Consider the following 18,444-nt stretch of genomic DNA (forward strand, 5'->3'; position numbering starts at 1 on the left):
ATACCATGCAAAAGCCTGACGTATCCGCTAAGACCTTGGTCGTGGATGTGTTGGGCGAAGATGCCGCGCCTGAGGCAGACGCCGTGCCTTTGGCGGGTGACGGCCTGGCCTCCTGGCTCGCCACCGGCGGAGAAATCCACGACGCGCTCACTCTGTATCTGCGCGATGTGCGCCGCACCGAGCTGTTCACCGCCAGCGAAGAGTTCGATATGGCGGTGCGTGCCCGGGCTGGCGATTTCGCGGCCCGCCAGGCCATGATTGAACACAATCTGCGCCTGGTCGTCAGCATCGCCAAGGCCTATCTGGGGCGCGGTGTACCCATGGGTGACCTGATCGAGGAAGGCAATCTGGGCCTGATGCATTCCATCGACAAGTTCGAACCCGACCGGGGCTTCCGCTTCTCCACCTACGCCACCTGGTGGATACGCCAGTCGGTCGAGCGTGCGGTGATGCAACAGGGCCGGGTGATACGTCTGCCGGTACATGTGGTGCGCGAGCTGCAACAGGTGCTGCGCGCGCGCCGCACGCTGGAGCATGACCCGGTATTTGCCGCGCTGCGCCCGGACGGCGTGCGGGTCGATGATGTCGCTGCGCTGATGGGCCGCGACGAGCATGAGGTGGCCGACCTGCTGGCCCTGGCAGAAACACCGCGCTCACTGGACTCCACCTTTGACCGTTCGGAAGACGGCCAGACCCTGGGCGATACCTTGACTGATGAGAATGCGCTGGACCCTGCCGCGCACACCCAGATCCACGAGGTGGAACGCCTGCTGGAAGCCTGGACTGGCACCCTGACCCGGCGCGAGCGTGAGGTGCTGGACGGCCGCTTTGGCCTGCACAACCGTGAACCCGAAACCCTGGATACTTTGAGTGTGCGCCTGGGCCTGACCCGCGAGCGGGTTCGCCAGGTGCAAAACGAGGCCCTGCGCAAGCTGCGCATCCAACTGGGCCGCAATGGCGTAGACAAGGAGGCTTTGCTGTAATGCGTGTGTATGTTTATTTGTTGCGCTGGGTTGTGCTGCTGGGTGTGAGCCTCTTGGCTGCGTGTGCGGGCACCGGGCCGCGCAGCACCACCATCAGTACCGAGAAGATCGAGTCGCTGCTGGCGCAGCGCTTCCCCTACACCGGGCGCATCGGCCCGCTGTTTGAAATCCAGGCCCAAACGCCCCAGGTGCGCATGCTGCCCGAGCGCAACCGTGTCGGCACAGTGCTGCAGATCCAGGTGTCCGAGCGCCTGGGCCGCAATGTGTTCAATGGCACATTGGATGTGGACTATGCCCTGCGCTTTGAGCCCCGCGACCAGACCATCCGCCTGGTCGATCTGCACGTCAACAGTCTGGACTTTGGCGGCGTGCCCGAGCGCTACCAAAGCCTGGTGCAAGGCCTGGCACCCCAGTTGGCCGAGCGCTTGCTGGACGACGCCAGCCTCTACCAGGTGAGCGCCAAGAACATGGCCGCCGTGGAAGGCATGGGCTATGTACCCGGCAGCCTGGAGGTGACACCGCAGGGCCTACGCATCACCTTGCAGCCCAAACCTGCGCAGTAGTCATTTACTATCAAAAAAAGAGCGGCTGGCGCAGTTAATACCTGCGCCAGCCGCTCTTTTTATTTAAATCCAGGCCCGCGCGCGGGCTGCCTTTTAATGCGTGCCTTGCTCCAGGAAGCGCTGCGCATCCAGTGCGGCCATGCAGCCGGTACCGGCGCTGGTGATGGCCTGGCGGTAGATGTGGTCTTGCACGTCGCCCGCAGCAAACACGCCAGGCACGCTGGTCATGGTGGCAAAGCCTTGCAGGCCGCTGCGGGTGACGATGTAGCCGTCTTTCATTTCCAGCTGGCCTGCGAAGATCTCGGTGTTTGGCTTGTGGCCGATCGCGATGAAGCAACCTTTGAGTTCGATGTCCGTGGTGGCATCGCTCTGGGTGCTTTTCAGGCGCACGCCTGTTACGCCGGATGCGTCACCCAGCACCTGTTGCAGCGTGTGGAATAGCTTCAGCTCGATCTTGCCCTCGGCAACTTTTTCGTGCAGCTTGTCCACCAGAATGGCCTCTGCCTTGAAGCTGTCGCGGCGGTGCACCAGGGTGACCTTGCGGGCGATGTTGGACAGGTACAGCGCTTCTTCCACAGCGGTATTGCCGCCGCCGACCACGCACACATCTTCACCACGGTAGAAGAAGCCGTCGCAAGTGGCGCAGCCAGACACGCCTCGGCCCATGAAGGCGGTTTCGGACTCCAGACCCAGGTACTGCGCAGATGCACCAGTGGCCAGGATCAGGGCGTCGCAGGTGTAGCTGCCGCTATCGCCGGTCAGGGTGAAGGGGCGCTTGCTGAAGTCCACGGTGTTGATGTGGTCGAAGATGATTTCGGTCTTGAAGCGCTCGGCATGCTCCTGGAAGCGCTGCATCAGCTCCGGGCCTTGCACGCCCATGACGTCGGCGGGCCAGTTATCTACTTCGGTGGTGGTCATCAGCTGGCCGCCCTGGGCGATGCCGGTGATGAGCACCGGGTTCAGGTTGGCGCGGGCGGCGTAGATGGCGGCCGTGTAGCCAGCAGGGCCCGAGCCCAAAACCAAAACCTTGGCATGTTTAATCGTAGACATGTATGAAAACCTGTAGTGAAAATAGGAAGGTGCCGTGTACAGTTTGCGTCTTGCTATCGAAATGCAAGTCGGCGCGGCTGTTAGGCGCGTTGAATGTGACGGCTATGGGTTGAAATTTTGCCCCAGATTGTATGAACCCACGGCTTGCAGGGTTCAGCGCAGTTGTCCATGCTGTGTGCCGAGCTCGGGCTGGGCCCAGGCGGATGTGTCTTTTTATGAGGAAATGCGAATGTCAATGTTGTCCAACATAGAGCTGCTGTTACGCGTTCCCCTGTTTTCCAGCATGACGTCCGAGCAGGCGGACGTCGTGGCCAAGGCGGTCACCAAGCGGCGTTTCAAGCGTGGCGAGGTGATCGTGGAGCAGGGCCTCAAGTCCGACACGCTGTTTATCGTGCTTAGCGGCCGGGCCCGGGTGTTGACCACCGACGGTCGGGGCCGCGAAGTGATCCTGGCCACGTTGCAAATGGGTGACTATGTGGGGGAGATGAGCCTGATCGACCACGAACCGCATTCGGCCACTGTGCAGGCCGATGCCTTGACCGACTGTCTGGTGCTGGGCCGCGCTGAATTCGAGCATTGCCTGGAGGGCAACACCGCCATGGCCCGGGCCGTGATGACCGGGCTGGTCAAGCGGCTGCGCCGTGCTGACCAGAAGATCGAGTCTCTGGCCTTGATGGATGTGTATGGGCGCGTGGCCCATGTGTTGTTGGAGTCTGCCGCCCATGACGTGAACGGCCAGATGGTGATACGAGACAAGATCTCCCGCCAGGACGTGGCCAAGATGGTGGGCGCATCGCGCGAGATGGTCAGTCGGGTGATGAAGGATCTGGAAGAGCGTGGCTATATCGTCAGCCAGGACAATGGTTCCACCCATATTCAGTCGGTGCTGGGCAGTCTGATTTAAGCGATTGGCAGTCCTACACGGGCTGTTACATCTTGCGTGGAGTGCGTGGTCGCCGAGCCCCATTCGGGGTGGTGGGCATGGGGTAAGCTAAGGGCAGTTCTCTCTGCCCATGACTTATTCTCTCAATACCCTCAATTCATCCGGTCCAGTGGTGTCGCCGGTGCGCACGGGCCTGAACCGCTTTGCGCGTGAAATCGGTCTGATCCTGGGGCTGCTGGCCCTGGTGTTCTGGCTCATGTCCATGTTGGGCTACACCTTGCAAGACCCCGCCTGGTCTACTTCCGGCCAGAGTACGGTGGTGCGCAACTGGGGCGGGCGTCTGGGGGCCTGGATCGCCGATCTCAGTTATTTCAGCTTGGGCTTTTCTGTGTGGTGGTGCTTTGCTGCCGGCGTGCGCGCCTGGCTGGCCGCCCTGGCCGACTGGATGCGCGGCCATGCCCCGGATGAGCGCGCCCAGCAGCCTGCGTCGCGTCTCAGCGGCAATGCCTGGACTTTCTGGATCGGCCTGGTCGTTCTGCTGTGCGCCAGCACCGGGTTGGAATGGTCTCGCCTGTACCGCCTGGAGTCGCAGCTGCCAGGCCACGTGGGCGGAGCGCTGGGCTATTTGATGGGCCCGTTTGGCGTGAAGTGGCTGGGTTTCACTGGCTCCGGCCTGGTGTGGATTACGCTGGGTGTGATCGGCGTGTCGGCGGTGTTCCGCTTTTCCTGGAGCCAGGTTGCTGAACGCCTGGGCGCCTGGGCCTATTCTCTGGTGGAAACGCGGCGCGAGAAGCGCGAAGTGGCCGTGGACCTGGCCGTGGGTAAGAAGGCCGCCAAAAAGCGCGAAGCCGTGGTGCGCGAGGAGCGTGTCGAGATCGAGGCCCACCACCCGCAGCCGGTCATGATCGAGCCGACCTTGGTCGATCCACCCAAGAGCCAGCGTGTCGCCAAGGAGCGCCAGAAGCCGCTGTTTACCGAGATGCCCGACACCAAGCTGCCGCAGGTGGACCTGCTGGACGGCCCGCAGCTGCGCCAGGAAACCGTGGCCCCCGAGACGCTGGAAATGACCAGCCGCATGATCGAGAAGAAGCTGAAGGATTTCGGCGTCGAAGTGCGCGTGGTCCTGGCCTCGCCCGGCCCTGTGATCACCCGCTACGAGATTGAGCCCGCTACCGGCGTCAAGGGCTCGCAGATTGTCGGCTTGGCCAAGGACTTGGCACGGTCCTTAAGCCTGGTGTCCATCCGCGTGGTGGAAACCATTCCTGGCAAAAACTATATGGCGCTGGAGCTCCCGAATGCCAAGCGCCAGTCCATCACCCTGTCTGAAATTCTGGGCTCGCAGGTCTACCACGAGGCCAAGTCGCTGCTGACCATGGGCCTGGGCAAGGACATCATCGGCAACCCGGTGGTGGTGGACCTGGCGAAGATGCCGCACGTGCTGGTGGCCGGTACCACCGGCTCGGGCAAATCGGTGGGTATCAACGCCATGATCTTGAGCCTGCTATACAAGGCCGAGGCACGTGACGTGCGCATCTTGATGATCGACCCGAAGATGCTGGAAATGTCGGTCTACGAAGGCATTCCGCACCTGCTGGCCCCGGTGGTCACCGATATGCGCCAGGCGGCGCACGGCCTGACCTGGTGCGTGGCCGAGATGGAGCGCCGATACAAGCTGCTGAGCAAGCTGGGAGTACGTAACCTGGCCGGTTACAACGCCAAGATCGACGAGGCCGCCTCGCGTGAAGAGTTCATCTACAACCCGTTTAGCCTGACGCCCGACAGCCCCGAACCGCTGAAGCGCGAGCCACACATCGTGGTGGTTATCGATGAGTTGGCCGACTTGATGATGGTGGTTGGCAAGAAAATCGAAGAGCTGATCGCCCGCCTGGCGCAAAAGGCCCGCGCAGCCGGCATCCACTTGATTCTGGCGACCCAGCGCCCCAGCGTGGACGTGATTACCGGCCTGATCAAGGCCAACATCCCGACGCGGATTTCCTTCAAGGTCAGCAGCAAGATCGACAGCCGCACCATTCTGGACCAGATGGGCGCCGAAGCCCTGCTGGGCCTGGGCGACATGCTGTACATGCCCGGCAGCGGCATGCCGACGCGGGTGCACGGCGCCTTTGTCAGCGACGAAGAGGTGCACCGCGTTGTCAGTTACTTGAAGACCCAAGGCGAGCCCGACTACATCGAAGGTGTGCTGGAAGGCGGCACGGTTGAGGGTGAAGACGGAGAGGGTGCCGATGGGTTGGGTGGCAGCGGCGGCGAGAAGGACCCGATGTACGACATGGCGGTGGAAGTGGTGTTGAAAAACCGCAAGGCCAGCATCTCGCTGGTGCAGCGCCATTTGAAGATCGGCTACAACCGCGCCGCACGTCTGGTGGAAGACATGGAAAAAGCCGGCCTGGTCAGCGCCATGAGCGGTGCGGGCCAGCGCGAGATTCTTGTGCCCGCGCGAGCGGAGTAAATACATGAAAAAACTGATTGCTACGGTATTCATAGCTGCCAGCGCAGGTGTTGCCTACGCTGGAGGCCTGGAAAGCTTGGAAGATTTCGTGAAGACCGCGAAGACCGGTCGCGCTGAATTCACCCAGGTGGTGACCTCGCCGCCCAAGGACGGGCAGGCGGCGCGCAGCAAGACGTCCAGCGGAACGTTTGAGTTTCAACGCCCCAGCCGCTTCAAGTTCGTCTACAAAAAACCGTTTGCCCAAAGCATCGTGGCCGATGGCCAGACCCTGTGGCTGTATGACGTGGACCTGAACCAGGTGACCGCGCGTAAACAGTCTCAGGTGCTGGGCTCCACGCCCGCTGCACTGATTGCGGCAGCACCCGATCTGAAGGCCCTGCAGGCGGATTTCACGCTGCAGGCCGCACCCGACCAGGATGGCCTGCAGTGGGTGGTAGCCACGCCCAAGGCCAAGGACGGGCAGCTACAAAGCGTGCGCGTGGGCTTCAAGCAGGTAGACAAGGCGACCGAGCTCGGCGCGCTGGAGATCCTGGACAGCTTTGGCCAGCGTTCGGTGATGAGCTTCGCCAAGATGGAGCTCAACCCCAGCCTGGCTGCGGACAGCTTCCAGTTCAAGCCACCGGCAGGCGCCGACGTGGTGCGGCAGTAGCGGCTATCTGTAGTGCCTTCAGGTGTTCATCGGTTGTTTGCCCAGGGCACGCTGCACACGTTCGTGGTGTATGCGCATGCTGTCGGCAGCCACCGGTGATTGGATGGCATAGCTTTTGTCCCGCGTATCGCGCATCACATAGATGCCCAGCGGCAGGCCTTGCGGGTTGACCACGCTGACCACCAACGGGGTGTTGACCGAGGCGCCTTTCTTGGCGCTCACGGCTTTTTCGCCATTGGCCAGCAGCACATAGGTGCCGGGCGGGTAGAAGCCCAGTACCGTCGCCATGGCTTTGGCCACATCGGAATCTTCTTCCCGCGCACCTACGATACCGTCCTTGGCTGCGCCCAGCGCAGAAAGGGCCGGGCGGGTGGAGCGGGTTGCCATCTTGCCGATGAAGGCATCGGCTGTGTACAGAATGCGCCGGCACAGCAGATTACGCTCCAGTCCTTTTTTCGGGTCGTGGTCATGGTGCAGCAAGACGATGTCCAGCAGGTCGTCGTTGACCACGCCGAAGCCGCGCAGCATGTCCACGCCGCGTTGCGGGTGGTCCTGGATCATTTGCTTTTGCGTTGCGTCGAGCGGCGTGGTTTGCGTGGCTAATGCGTCCTGCAGCTTGACCATGCCGATGTTCATCGTTAGCGCCGCCTGCATCAGCACCGGGCGTACAGTTTCATCCACTTCCATCTTGCGCGCGGTCAGTTCGCACACCACGGCGCACAGCAGGGCGTGGGTGGCGCAGTAGCCCAGCGACTTGTCGGCCAGGGCCTGAAAGAGCTTGAACAGGCTGTCGTCCACGTCGTGGTTCAGTAGCTCCATAGCGCGCTTTTGCACGCCTTCCAGACGACCCAGTGGGTTCTTGGCCGCGGCACCGGCATGCAGGATGGTGCCCAGCACGGCTTGCACGTCGGTCCAGTCGCCGGTGATGTCTTCGCCCACGGTGTAGTCCAGCTCCAGGACTTCTTCTGGCATTTTGGCTTTGGCGATTTCATCGATGCTCGCGCCGGCCCGCAGCATGGCGTAGACCAGTCGGTCATAGCTATGGGCCCAGGCTTTGTAGTCGCTCTGTATGGCGCAGGCACCATGTGCGTCCAGGTGTTCGCGGTGGTGTTCCGAAGTGATGGCCTGGCCTCTGCGCAGCAGCAGATTGCCTTTGGAGTCCCAGATGTTGATGGGCAGGGGCCGGTCTATCTCGATGTGCCAGACGGGCACGGGAACGTAAATCATTGTGGAAACGGCGCGCGCAAGGGGTTGCTTGGAAAGTGCCCGAGGATACGGTATCTGGCGGGCTGGGTGGCTGCGGGCTCCTGTATATGGGTCGCATGGCAGAATCAGTGCGCGCTAGCTGCGCAGAAATTCCTTCCCATATCCGCCTGCGCTGCACCATGACCTCCATCCCTCCATCCCAAGATGTCCGCCGGCTTGATCGCCTGCATACGCGAAGGCTGGCGGAGGTTGTGCGGGCTAGGGGGATTTCCGCTGGTTTTGCAGGGTGGCGCCATGCTTGATCTGTTCGCACAAGAGCCCGCTGCGCCCTTGGCGGAAGCCCTGCGCCCCAAGACCCTGGATGATGTGGTTGGGCAATCCCACCTGCTCGGCGAAGGCAAGCCTTTGAGGCTGGCCTTCCAGTCGGGAAAGCCCCACTCCATGATCTTCTGGGGTCCGCCGGGTGTGGGCAAAACCACTTTGGCGCGGCTTACGGCCACGGCCTTCAAATGCGAGTTCATCGCCTTGTCTGCCGTGTTTTCAGGTGTCAAAGATATCCGTGCGGCGATGGAGCAGGCCCAGCAGAACCTGGCCATGGGTAAGCACACCATCTTGTTCGTCGACGAGATCCACCGATTCAACAAATCCCAGCAAGATGCGCTGCTGCCCTATGCGGAAAGCGGCCTGGTGACCTTCATTGGCGCGACCACCGAGAATCCTTCGTTTGAAGTGAACTCGGCCTTGCTGTCGCGTGCGCAGGTCTATGTGCTGAAGTCGCTGACCGACGAAGAATTAAAGCTGCTGCTGAAGCGGGCGCAGGAAATGGCGCTGGGCCATCTGGAGTTTGATGACCTGGCACGCGACACCATCATTGGCTACGCCGACGGCGACGCCAGAAGGTTTTTGAACCTGCTGGAGCAAACCAGCACCGCCGCCAAGGCGACGGATCTGCGCTTGATCACGGCCGATTTCCTGCAGAACGCCCTGACTTTGAACAGCCGGCGTTTTGACAAAGGTGGCGACAATTTTTACGACCAGATTTCTGCCCTGCACAAATCGGTCCGTGGCTCGCACCCCGATGCCGCGCTCTACTGGCTGACGAGAATGCTGGACGGTGGGGCCGATGCGCGCTATCTGTCACGGCGGATCGTACGCATGGCCTGGGAAGACATTGGGCTTGCGGATCCCCGCGCCATGCAGATAGCCAACGATGCCGCTCTGACGTACGAGCGGCTGGGCAGCCCCGAGGGAGAGTTGGCACTGGGCCAGGCGGTGATCTACCTGGCGGTGGCGGCCAAGAGCAACGCGGGCTACAACGCGTACAACCAGGCCAAAGCCTTCGTCAAGCAAGACAAGAGCCGTGAAGTGCCAGTGCACCTGCGCAACGCCCCCACCAAGCTGATGAAAGAGCTGGGCTACGGGCACGCATACCGCTACGCGCATGATGAACCGAATGCCTACGCCGCAGGTGAAACCTATCTTCCGGATGGCATGCAGGAGCCGGCCTGGTACCAGCCGACACCACGCGGCCTGGAAGCCAAGATTGGCGAGAAGCTGGCCCTGCTGAGGAAGTGGGATGACGAGGCGGGCACACCGGGTAAATAGTTGCGTGGTCGCTGCGTCTGCGGGCTGGCCTAAGCATGCTGCTGGATGCGTGCCCACTTCCGGCCGACCACGCTCTGCATTGGTGCTGACGTGCCGCCGTGTGTCAGAGCGGGCCCGAGGCGCACGAGGCCGCGGGCGAAATTTTCAACAATGTGAGTGCTTTTCAACCTGAAAAGCCAAAGCGCTTTGCAAGACCTATGTCCTATAAGTTGTGCGCGTTAATGTATTTGCATAATGAGTTTGGCTAATACTTGTGAAAAACCACTAATTCCTCGGGTTTCGAGGGTAAACACGGCATAAAACCTTGGTTTTGGCCCGATTCATGCTCGCTACAATCCCGGCAGAACCCGACCATGGATGGCCCTGGCGGGTTTTTTGCTAGACGGGTGCTTGTGTATGAACGCCGGCCCCGGATCGCGGGCTATGCACTGTCGCTGGCTGTAGTGCATTACAAATTGGAGAATAATTTTTATGGATATCTTGCTTCAGCAGATCATCAACGGTCTGGTACTGGGCAGCATGTATGCCTTGGTCGCCTTGGGTTACACCATGGTGTACGGCATCATCAACTTGATCAACTTCGCGCACGGCGAGGTACTGATGGTCGGCGCGCTGACCAGCTGGACCATCATCGGCTGGATGCAAGACGCCATGCCGGGCACACCGGGTTGGATCATGCTTTTCATTTCGATGATCATTGCTTGCGTGGTTGCGGCGACACTCAATTTCGTCATTGAAAAAGTGGCCTACCGGCCGCTGCGCAACAGCCCCAAACTGGCCCCCTTGATCACCGCGATCGGCATGTCCATCTTGCTGCAGACGCTGGCCATGATCATCTGGAAGCCCAACTACAAGCCGTATCCCACCTTGCTGCCTAGTGCGCCCTTCAACCTGGGTGGCGCGGTGATCACGCCCACCCAGATCTTGATCTTGGGCCTGACAGCGGTATCGTTGGCCGTGCTGGTGTGGTTGGTGAATTACACCAAGCTCGGTCGTGCCATGCGTGCAACGGCTGAGAACCCCCGTGTAGCGGCTCTGATGGGTGTGAAGCCCGACATGGTGATTTCTGCCACCTTCATCATCGGCGCAGTGCTGGCGGCCATCGCCGGCATCATGTATGCGTCCAACTACGGTACGGTGCAGCACAGCATGGGCTTCCTGCCCGGTTTGAAGGCGTTTACCGCTGCCGTCTTTGGCGGCATTGGCAACCTGGCCGGCGCGGTGGTTGGCGGCATTCTGCTGGGCCTGATTGAATCCATTGGCGCGGGCTATATCGGCCAGGTAACTGGTGGCATCCTGGGTAGTAACTACTCGGACATCTTTGCCTTCATCGTCTTGATCATCGTGCTGACGCTGCGTCCTTCGGGTCTGCTGGGTGAGCGTGTGGCCGACCGCGCCTGACCGGAGCACTTCCATGAAACAGAACAAAACTATTACCTTCATCATTGCGGCGCTAGCTGCGGTGATTCTGCCGCTGGTCTTGCAAGGCTTTGGCAACGCCTGGGTGCGTATCGCCGACATGGCCTTGATCTACGTGATGCTGGCCCTGGGCCTGAACATCGTGGTCGGTTTTGCCGGTCTGCTGGACCTGGGTTACGTGGCCTTCTTCGCCGTGGGTGCCTACACCTATGGCCTGCTGGCTTCGCCACAACTGACGGATGCATTCCCGGCCATCGCCGCCATGTTCCCAGAAGGCCTGCACATGCCTCTGTGGCTGATCTTGCCGGTCGGGGCGGTGATCGCAGGCCTGTTCGGCATGCTGCTGGGGGCTCCTACCCTCAAGTTGCGTGGTGACTACCTGGCCATCGTGACCCTGGGTTTCGGTGAAATCATCCGCGTGTTCCTGAACAACCTGGACCACCCCATCAACATCACCAACGGCCCCAAGGGCCTGGGCCAGATCGACTCGCTGAAGTTCTTTGGCATCGACCTGGGCAAGCCGCTGACAGTGTTTGGCTTCGAGGTGGCATCCGTCAGCTTGTACTACTACCTGTTCCTGGCACTGGTGGTGATCAGCGTCGTGCTGTGCTCTCGCCTGGAGCTGTCGCGTATCGGTCGCGCCTGGATGGCCATCCGTGAAGACGAAATCGCTGCCAAGGCCATGGGTATCAACACCCGCAACATGAAGCTGCTGGCTTTCGGTATGGGCGCTACTTTTGGTGGCGTGTCGGGCACCTTGTTCGGCGCGTTCCAGGGCTTTGTGTCGCCCGAGTCCTTCAGTTTGATGGAGTCGGTGATGATTGTTGCGATGGTGGTGCTGGGCGGTATCGGCCATTTGCCGGGCGTTATTTTGGGCGCCATCTTGCTGTCGGCTCTGCCCGAAGTACTGCGCTACCTGGCTGGCCCGCTGCAGGCCATGACCGGTGGCCGTCTGGACTCGGCCATCTTGCGCCAGCTGCTGATCGCTGTCGCCATGATCGTGATCATGCTGTTGCGCCCCCGTGGTTTGTGGCCAGCGCCCGACCATGGCAAGTCGCTGCAAGGTAAGTAAGGAACACACATGACTGATACAAATAACACCGATGTGGTCCTGCGGGTCGCGGGCATTTCCAAGCGTTTCGGCGGCCTGCAGGCCCTGAGCGATGTAGGCATCACCATCAAGCGCGGCCAGGTATATGGCCTGATCGGCCCCAACGGCGCCGGCAAGACCACGTTCTTCAACGTCATCACCGGTCTGTACACGCCGGACAGCGGCAGTTTCGAACTGGCTGGCAAGCCGTACTCTCCTACCGCGGTGCATGAAGTCGCCAAGGCCGGTATCGCCCGCACGTTCCAGAACATCCGCTTGTTCGCTGAAATGACGGCCCTGGAAAACGTGATGGTCGGCCGCCACATCCGCACCCATTCGGGTCTGCTGGGCGCTTTGTTCCGTACCCCTTCGTTCAAGAAGGAAGAGCTGGAAATCGCCCAACGCGCCCAGGAGTTGCTGGACTATGTCGGCATCGGCAAGCTGGCCGACTACAAGGCCCGCACCCTGAGCTACGGTGACCAGCGCCGCCTGGAAATCGCCCGTGCCCTGGCTACCGACCCGCAGCTGATTGCACTGGACGAGCCCGCTGCCGGCATGAACGCGACCGAAAAGGTCATGCTGCGCGAACTCATCAGCAAGATCCGCAAGGACAACCGCACCATCTTGCTGATCGAACACGATGTGAAGCTGGTGATGGGCCTGTGCGACCGCCTGACCGTGCTCGACTACGGCAAGCAAATTGCCGAGGGCACGCCTGCCGAAGTGCAGAAAAATGAAAAAGTGATCGAAGCTTATCTCGGAACCGGAGGACATTGATAATGGCTGCAACACCCAACAAAAAAGCGGGCGCTGTGCTGCTGAAAGTCAGTGGACTGAAGGTTTCCTACGGCGGCATCCAGGCCGTCAAGGGCGTGGACTTTGAAGTGCGCGAAGGCGAACTGGTCTCGCTGATCGGCTCCAACGGCGCTGGCAAAACCACCACCATGAAGGCCATTACTGGCACCTTGCCTTACGTGGCCGGCGACATCCAGTACCTGGGCGAAAGCATCAAGGGGCAGGGCGCTTGGGACCTGGTCAAGAAGGGCCTGGCCATGGTGCCGGAAGGCCGTGGCGTGTTCACCCGCATGACCATCACTGAAAACCTGCTGATGGGCGCCTACATCCGCAACGACAAGGCCGCGATTTTGGAAGACATCGAAAAGATGTTCACCATCTTCCCGCGCCTGCGTGAGCGCAAGGACCAACTGGCCGGCACCATGTCCGGCGGTGAACAGCAAATGCTGGCCATGGGCCGCGCTCTGATGAGCCGACCCAAGGTGCTGCTGCTGGACGAACCGTCCATGGGCCTGTCGCCCATCATGGTCGACAAGATCTTTGAAGTGGTGAAAGACGTGTACGCCCAGGGCGTGACCGTGCTGCTGGTCGAGCAAAACGCCAGCCGCGCCCTCGGCATTGCCGACCGTGGCTACGTGATGGAGTCCGGCATCGTCACCATGAGCGGCGACGCCAAGGAAATGCTGAGCGATCCCAAGGTTCGCGCCGCATACCTCGGCGAGTAAGCACCAGAGCGGGGTAAGCCCGCTCTGCAAAAACAATAGCACCTGGCGCAGGCTCTGTCTGCGCCAGGTGCTTTTTTTATGTCCAAACGTAAGCGAAACGCAAACGCCAGTTGCAGGCTGATTTCTGTCGCTTGATAAAAGCCCTTCGCCGCATATTCCACCTACACTAGGTGCTATGAATACTGTAGTGGAAACCCCAGGCAGCTTCCGTTTCATCCACGCCGCCGATCTGCACATCGACAGCCCGCTGCGCGGCCTGAGCCGCTATGCGGGTGCGCCGGTGGAGCGGCTGCGTAACGCCACCCGCCGGGCGCTGGAAAACCTGGTCGATTTGGCGCTGGCCGAGCGGGTGCAGTTTGTGCTGCTGGCCGGCGACCTGTACGACCGCGACTGGCCCGACTTCCATACCGGCCTATTTTTCCGTGAACAAATGGTGCGCCTGGGGCGTGCTGGCATTGCCGTCTACATCGTGCAGGGCAACCACGATGCCCAGGGCACCATCACCCGCGAACTGCCGCTGCCCGAGCATGTGAAAGTGTTCTCCAGCCGCAGCGCTGAAACCGTGCATCTGGCCGCGCTGGGTGTGGCCATCCACGGCCGCAGCTTTCCCCAGCGTGAGGTGCCCGAAGACTTTGTGCCCCAGTACCCGGATGCGCTGCCGGGCCAGTTCAACATCGGTATGCTGCACACCAGCCTGACCGGTGCGGCGGGCCACGACACCTACGCGCCAACCGACATTGCGACCTTGAAGACCAAGGGCTACGACTACTGGGCGCTGGGCCACGTGCACACCCGCTCGGTGGAATGCGAGTCGCCGCGCGTGGTCTTCCCAGGCAACCTGCAGGGCCGGCATGCGAATGAGACCGGGCCCAAGGGCTGCGAACTGGTGACGGTGCAAGACGGCCAGATGGACGCGCGCTTTGTGGCGCTGGATGTTGTGCGCTGGCACCAGCTGCAGCTGCCTTTGGACGACGTTGATAGCCTGGCCCAAGCCACTCAGCAGATCGCCGCTGCACTGGCCGAGGCCACCCAGGGCGCGGGCGACCGCCTGCATGCGCTGCGCGTGGTGCTGACCGGCCGCAGCGCCTTGCACGCCACCGAGGCCCAGCAACCCGGCACGCTGGAGGCCGCGGTCCACGCTGCCGCCCAGGACGTGGCCGGCGCCGAGCTGTGGATAGAGCAGGTGCAGCTGCGCCTGGCCAGCCCGATAGACCGGGCCCAGCTGGCCCAGGGTGATGACGCCGTGGCCGAGCTGCTGCGCCTGGTCGATGAACTGGCTGCGGACCCGGCGGCACTCGCCGCCTGGACGGCCAAGGCCTGTGGCGACGTGCTGCACAAGCTGCCGGCCGAGGCTAAAACCGATGCCGACTGGAGCACCTCTGCTGCCATGCAAGCCCTGCTGCTGGACGCCGAAGCCACTTTGCTTGCGCGGCTGGGGAGCGCCGTATGAAGCTGCAAAAACTTTTCTTGAGCGCCTTCGGCCCCTTCACCGGTAAAGAGCTGGACTTCAGCGCCACCTCGGCCAATGTGCACCTGCTCTATGGCCCCAACGAGGCCGGTAAGTCCTCGGCTCTGCGCGCCATGGCCGACCTGCGCTTCGGCATTCCGCTGCGCAGTGGCGACAACTTTGTGCATGACAGCGCCAAGCTGCTGCTGGCCGGCGTGTTCACCGACGCCGATGGCCAGCGCGTGGCCGTGGGGCGGCGCAAGAAGAACAAAGACGCGCTGACTGCCGCCGACCCCGATACCGGCCTGCCGCTGGCCACACCTGTGTCGGCCGCCATCGCCCAGGCACTCACCGGTGGGCTGGACCGCGCCGGCTTCGAGCGCAGCTTCGGCCTGGACCATACGCGGCTGCGCCAGGGCGGCGAAGACCTGCTCAAAGGCGAGGGCGAACTCGGCGCCGCCTTGTTCGAAGCCAGCGCCGGCCTGCAGGGCGTGAAGGCCCTGCTGGCCAGCCTGCAGGACGATGCCAAAAGCTATTACAGTCCGCGCGCCACCCAGGCCACCATCCCCGAGGCACTGCGTCAGATTGAAGAGCACAAGGCTGCTTTCAAGGCTGCGTTGACCCGCCCGGCAGAATGGAAGGACCGGCAGCGCGCACTGGAGTCCACCAGCCAGAATCTAGACGGCCTGAAACAGCAGCTGGCCCACCAGACCAAGCGTATCCATACCTTGACCGAGCTGCGCGCTGTGCTACCTTTATTGCAGCAGCTTGCGCAGGTGCAGTCTGCGCTGGAGGCACAAAGTGCTATCAATCTACTGGCGATGGACGCGCGCGAGCAGCGCCTGGCTGCGCAGCACAATTTGCATACCGCCCACAGCCAATGGGAGGCAGCCCAAGCCGAAATCGACCACTGCGCGCAGGCCCAGTCTGGCTTGCAGCTGGAGCCGGCCTTGCTCGCCCATGCGCCCGCTACCGAGCGGCTGTTGCGCGATTGCGCTCTGGTGCGCCAGCAGCGGCCAGAACGTCTGCAAATCCAAATACAGCTAGAGCAGGGCAACGTCCAGTTGGCCGCATTGGCGCACCGTATCGCCCCGCAGCAAGATCTGGCCGCTGTGCTGGCGGCTGCACCCGGCCCGGCAGACCGGGTGGCGCTGGATGGCGTGTTCGACCAACTGGCGCACCAGGCCCAGGCCTCGGCGCAGCAGCAAGCCCGGCTGCTACAAATCGACACCCAGCTGGCCGAAGCTGCTGATGCTGATGTGCATCCCGTGGCTGCGCCGCTGCAAGCCGCTGTGGACGCCGCCGTGCAGCAAGCGCAGGCATTGGGCGACCTGCCCAAGCGCCTGGCCGAGGCGCAGCGCGGCTTGGACGCAATGGCCCCTCGGCTGCAGCAGGCCTTGGCCACGTTGCATTTGGCCGATGCCCCCGCCTTGTACGCCGTGCGCCCCTTGCTGCAAGCCGAGATCGCCGATGCCGAGAAGGCACACGCCACGCTGGCCGCACAGACCGATGCACTGCAGCAGGAGGACGCTAGCCTGCAGCGCACCCTGCAGGCTTTGCAGTTGCGCCAGCAGCAGCTGGCGGCGGTTGGCGAGCTGGTCACTGCGCAGAGCTTGCAGACTGCGCGCCTGCAGCGCGATGGTCTTTGGCTGCAGCTGAAAAGTACCTACGCTGACCCTGTTGCCGACCCAGCGTTGCTGCTGCCTTTTGAGCAGGCGCAGGCAGAGGGCGATCGCCAGGCCGACCTGCTGCGCGCGGGTGCCGAGCGGGCCGCCCAGGCAGCCGAGTGGGCACTGCAGACCGGTGAAGCGCAGCGCAGGCGCGCCGCCATTGCCGAGCAACTAGAGGTGTGCGTTGCACACAGCGCGCAGCAGCAAAGCGAATGGAAGGCGCACCTCGCCCAATCGGGTTTGCCCGCCTACACCCCTGCAGCGCTGCGTGAGTGGCTGGCCCAGCACCAGAATGCGCTTGCGCTGTGTGAGCAGTTCGATGCGCTGCAGCGCGACGCCGCCGACATGCACCGCAGCGCGCAGAGCGCTACACAGACCTTGGCCACCGCACTGCAAGCTGTGGGGCAGGGCGCTGCGTTAGATCTGGGCGCCTTGTTGCCTCTGGCGTCAGCCTGGCTGCGCAGCACATTGGAAGCCCAGACCCGTATCCGCGAGCGCACCCGGCAGCGCGGTCTGCTGCAGGCAGAGCGCAGCGCGCTGCAAACCCGTGTTGCCGAACAACAGCAGGCGCTGGACACGCTGGAGGCTGCCCGGGGCGCTTGGGCGAAGCGCCTGTTCCTCCCTCTGGCCAGCAGCCCCGCCACCATGAAGGCGCGCCTGACAGAGTTGGCTGCGCTGGAGCAGTCGCAGTCGGAGCAGACCCGCCGCGCCCAGTCTCTGGCCCAGCTGCAAGCGCGCGAGGATGCGCTACACAGCCAGGCCCAGGCCTTGGCCGAGTTGCTGCAAGAGCCGCCAGTGCAGCACGTGGACGATTTCGCGGACGGCCTAGGTAGCCGCCTGGCCCGGGCCCAGTCACATGCCGCGCAGGCGACCGAGCTCCAGCGGCGGCTGGAGCTTGCTTTGCGCCAGCAGGCCGTGGCAAGCCAGCAAAAGCAGGCCAACGAACAGGCGCTGCAGGCCTTGTGCCTGGCGGCTGCGGTGGACACCGTGACGACGTTACCCGAGGCCGAAGACCGCTCTAGCGCCAAGCGCTTGCTGCAAGAGCAATTCCGCACGCTGGAGGGCCAGTTGCAGCAGGCCGCAACCCGCCCTGTAGCCGACCTGCGGGCGGCTGTAGCAGGGCTGGATGTGGTGGACTTGGATGCCGAGCGCAGCGCCTGCGAGGCGGCTGTGGTGCAGCTGGACCAGGACATCGCCCACGCTGCGGAAGCTGCCCAAAATGCCCGCCGCGCGCTGCAGGCCATAGACACCTCAGCCGCCGCCGCTGATGCCCGCGAACAGATGGAGTCTGCTGTAGCGCGCCTGCGCGGTGCCGTGCGCCCCTGGGCCCAGCTGCGCCTGGCCGAGACCTTGCTGCAAGAGGCTTTGAAGCGTTTCTGTGAGCGGGCCCAGGCACCTATGGTGCGGTTGGCGTCGGAGTACTTTGGGCTCATCACCGGCGGCCGCTACCCCAAGCTGGTGGTCGATGCATCTGCCGACAAGCCAGTGCTGCAGGCCGAGGGCGCCGACGGCCGGGTGATTGGCATTGAAGCCATGAGCGAGGGCACGGCCGACCAGCTGTACCTGGCGTTGCGACTGGCCGCGCTGGAGCTGCAGCGCGAGGCTGGCAAAACCATGCCTCTGGTGCTGGACGATGTGCTGATGACATCGGACGACGCCCGCGCCGCCCTGGTGTTCCAGGCCCTGGCCCGCTTCGCCCAAGGAGGCCAGGTGCTGCTGTTTACCCACCACCAGCATTTGGTGCAGGTGGCACAAGCGGCCTTGCCCGCCGCTGCCGTGGCAGTCCACCATTTATAGAAAAAATGGCTGTAGCGCAGGTAGAACCTGCGCGAGCAGCTACTAAAAAAATAGCGGACCGGTTTGCACCGGTCCGCTATTGGCTTGGGAGTGGC

General features: G+C 62.6%; 14 protein-coding genes. 12 read left to right on the forward strand and 2 right to left on the reverse strand.

What is annotated here, in order from left to right; translation table 11 throughout:
- Positions 1-5: 5 nt before the first annotated feature.
- Complete coding sequence (locus tag AC4BBN_RS15120) at positions 6-983, forward strand: sigma-70 family RNA polymerase sigma factor (RefSeq protein ID WP_490592784.1); 978 nt, start codon at positions 6-8, stop codon at positions 981-983.
- Complete coding sequence (locus AC4BBN_RS15125) at positions 983-1,546, forward strand: YceB family lipoprotein (RefSeq protein WP_490592785.1); 564 nt, start codon at positions 983-985, stop codon at positions 1,544-1,546. The genes AC4BBN_RS15120 and AC4BBN_RS15125 overlap by 1 nt, the downstream gene beginning before the upstream one ends.
- 93 nt (positions 1,547-1,639) lie before the next feature.
- On the opposite strand, the gene trxB is transcribed toward AC4BBN_RS15125, so the two are convergent.
- Positions 1,640-2,596 (reverse strand): thioredoxin-disulfide reductase, encoded by a 957-nt coding sequence (trxB, locus tag AC4BBN_RS15130; protein ID WP_490592786.1) that lies wholly within the window; start codon positions 2,594-2,596, stop codon positions 1,640-1,642.
- Between the two features lie 229 nt (positions 2,597-2,825).
- Between trxB and AC4BBN_RS15135 the strand changes: the two genes are divergently transcribed.
- The 3 genes from AC4BBN_RS15135 (at position 2,826) to lolA (ending at position 6,595) form a co-directional block, all read left to right on the forward strand.
- A complete protein-coding gene (locus AC4BBN_RS15135) occupies positions 2,826-3,500 on the forward strand; it encodes a Crp/Fnr family transcriptional regulator (RefSeq protein WP_490592787.1) in 675 nt (224 codons plus the stop codon).
- Positions 3,501-3,609: 109 nt separating this feature from the next.
- On the forward strand, positions 3,610-5,946 hold the full coding sequence (locus AC4BBN_RS15140) for a DNA translocase FtsK (protein WP_490592788.1): 2,337 nt from the start codon (positions 3,610-3,612) through the stop codon (positions 5,944-5,946).
- A gap of 4 nt (positions 5,947-5,950) precedes the next feature.
- Entirely contained in the window at positions 5,951-6,595 is a 645-nt protein-coding gene (gene lolA / locus AC4BBN_RS15145) for an outer membrane lipoprotein periplasmic chaperone LolA (RefSeq protein ID WP_490592789.1), read from the forward strand.
- Positions 6,596-6,613: 18 nt separating this feature from the next.
- Here the strand turns inward: lolA and AC4BBN_RS15150 are convergent, their stop codons facing one another.
- Positions 6,614-7,822 carry an HD-GYP domain-containing protein gene (locus AC4BBN_RS15150; protein ID WP_490592790.1) on the reverse strand — a complete coding sequence of 403 codons (1,209 nt, stop codon included), beginning with the start codon at positions 7,820-7,822 and terminating at the stop codon, positions 6,614-6,616.
- 273 nt (positions 7,823-8,095) lie between these two features.
- Between AC4BBN_RS15150 and AC4BBN_RS15155 the strand changes: the two genes are divergently transcribed.
- The 7 genes from AC4BBN_RS15155 to AC4BBN_RS15185 all read left to right on the forward strand — a co-directional run bounded on the left by AC4BBN_RS15155 (position 8,096) and on the right by AC4BBN_RS15185 (position 18,349).
- The gene (locus tag AC4BBN_RS15155; protein WP_490592791.1) at positions 8,096-9,406 is read left to right on the forward strand and encodes a replication-associated recombination protein A; all 1,311 of its coding nucleotides are present in this window, start codon (positions 8,096-8,098) and stop codon (positions 9,404-9,406) included.
- A 471-nt stretch (positions 9,407-9,877) separates the two neighbouring features.
- A complete protein-coding gene (locus AC4BBN_RS15160; protein ID WP_490592792.1) occupies positions 9,878-10,807 on the forward strand; it encodes a branched-chain amino acid ABC transporter permease in 930 nt (309 codons plus the stop codon).
- Positions 10,808-10,820: 13 nt separating this feature from the next.
- Entirely contained in the window at positions 10,821-11,897 is a 1,077-nt protein-coding gene (locus AC4BBN_RS15165; protein ID WP_490592793.1) for an ABC transporter permease subunit, read from the forward strand.
- Between the two features lie 9 nt (positions 11,898-11,906).
- Positions 11,907-12,692 (forward strand): ABC transporter ATP-binding protein, encoded by a 786-nt coding sequence (locus AC4BBN_RS15170; RefSeq protein ID WP_490592794.1) that lies wholly within the window; start codon positions 11,907-11,909, stop codon positions 12,690-12,692.
- Between the two features lie 2 nt (positions 12,693-12,694).
- Positions 12,695-13,435, forward strand: coding sequence for an ABC transporter ATP-binding protein (locus AC4BBN_RS15175; RefSeq protein ID WP_490592795.1), 741 nt, complete (start codon positions 12,695-12,697; stop codon positions 13,433-13,435).
- A 175-nt stretch (positions 13,436-13,610) separates the two neighbouring features.
- The gene (locus AC4BBN_RS15180) at positions 13,611-14,885 is read left to right on the forward strand and encodes a metallophosphoesterase family protein (RefSeq protein WP_490592796.1); all 1,275 of its coding nucleotides are present in this window, start codon (positions 13,611-13,613) and stop codon (positions 14,883-14,885) included.
- On the forward strand, positions 14,882-18,349 hold the full coding sequence (locus AC4BBN_RS15185) for an ATP-binding protein (protein WP_490592797.1): 3,468 nt from the start codon (positions 14,882-14,884) through the stop codon (positions 18,347-18,349). Before AC4BBN_RS15180 ends, AC4BBN_RS15185 begins: the two co-directional genes overlap by 4 nt.
- Positions 18,350-18,444 lie beyond the last annotated feature (95 nt).

It is taken from the genome of Rhodoferax sp. SPJ21, assembly GCF_058216335.1.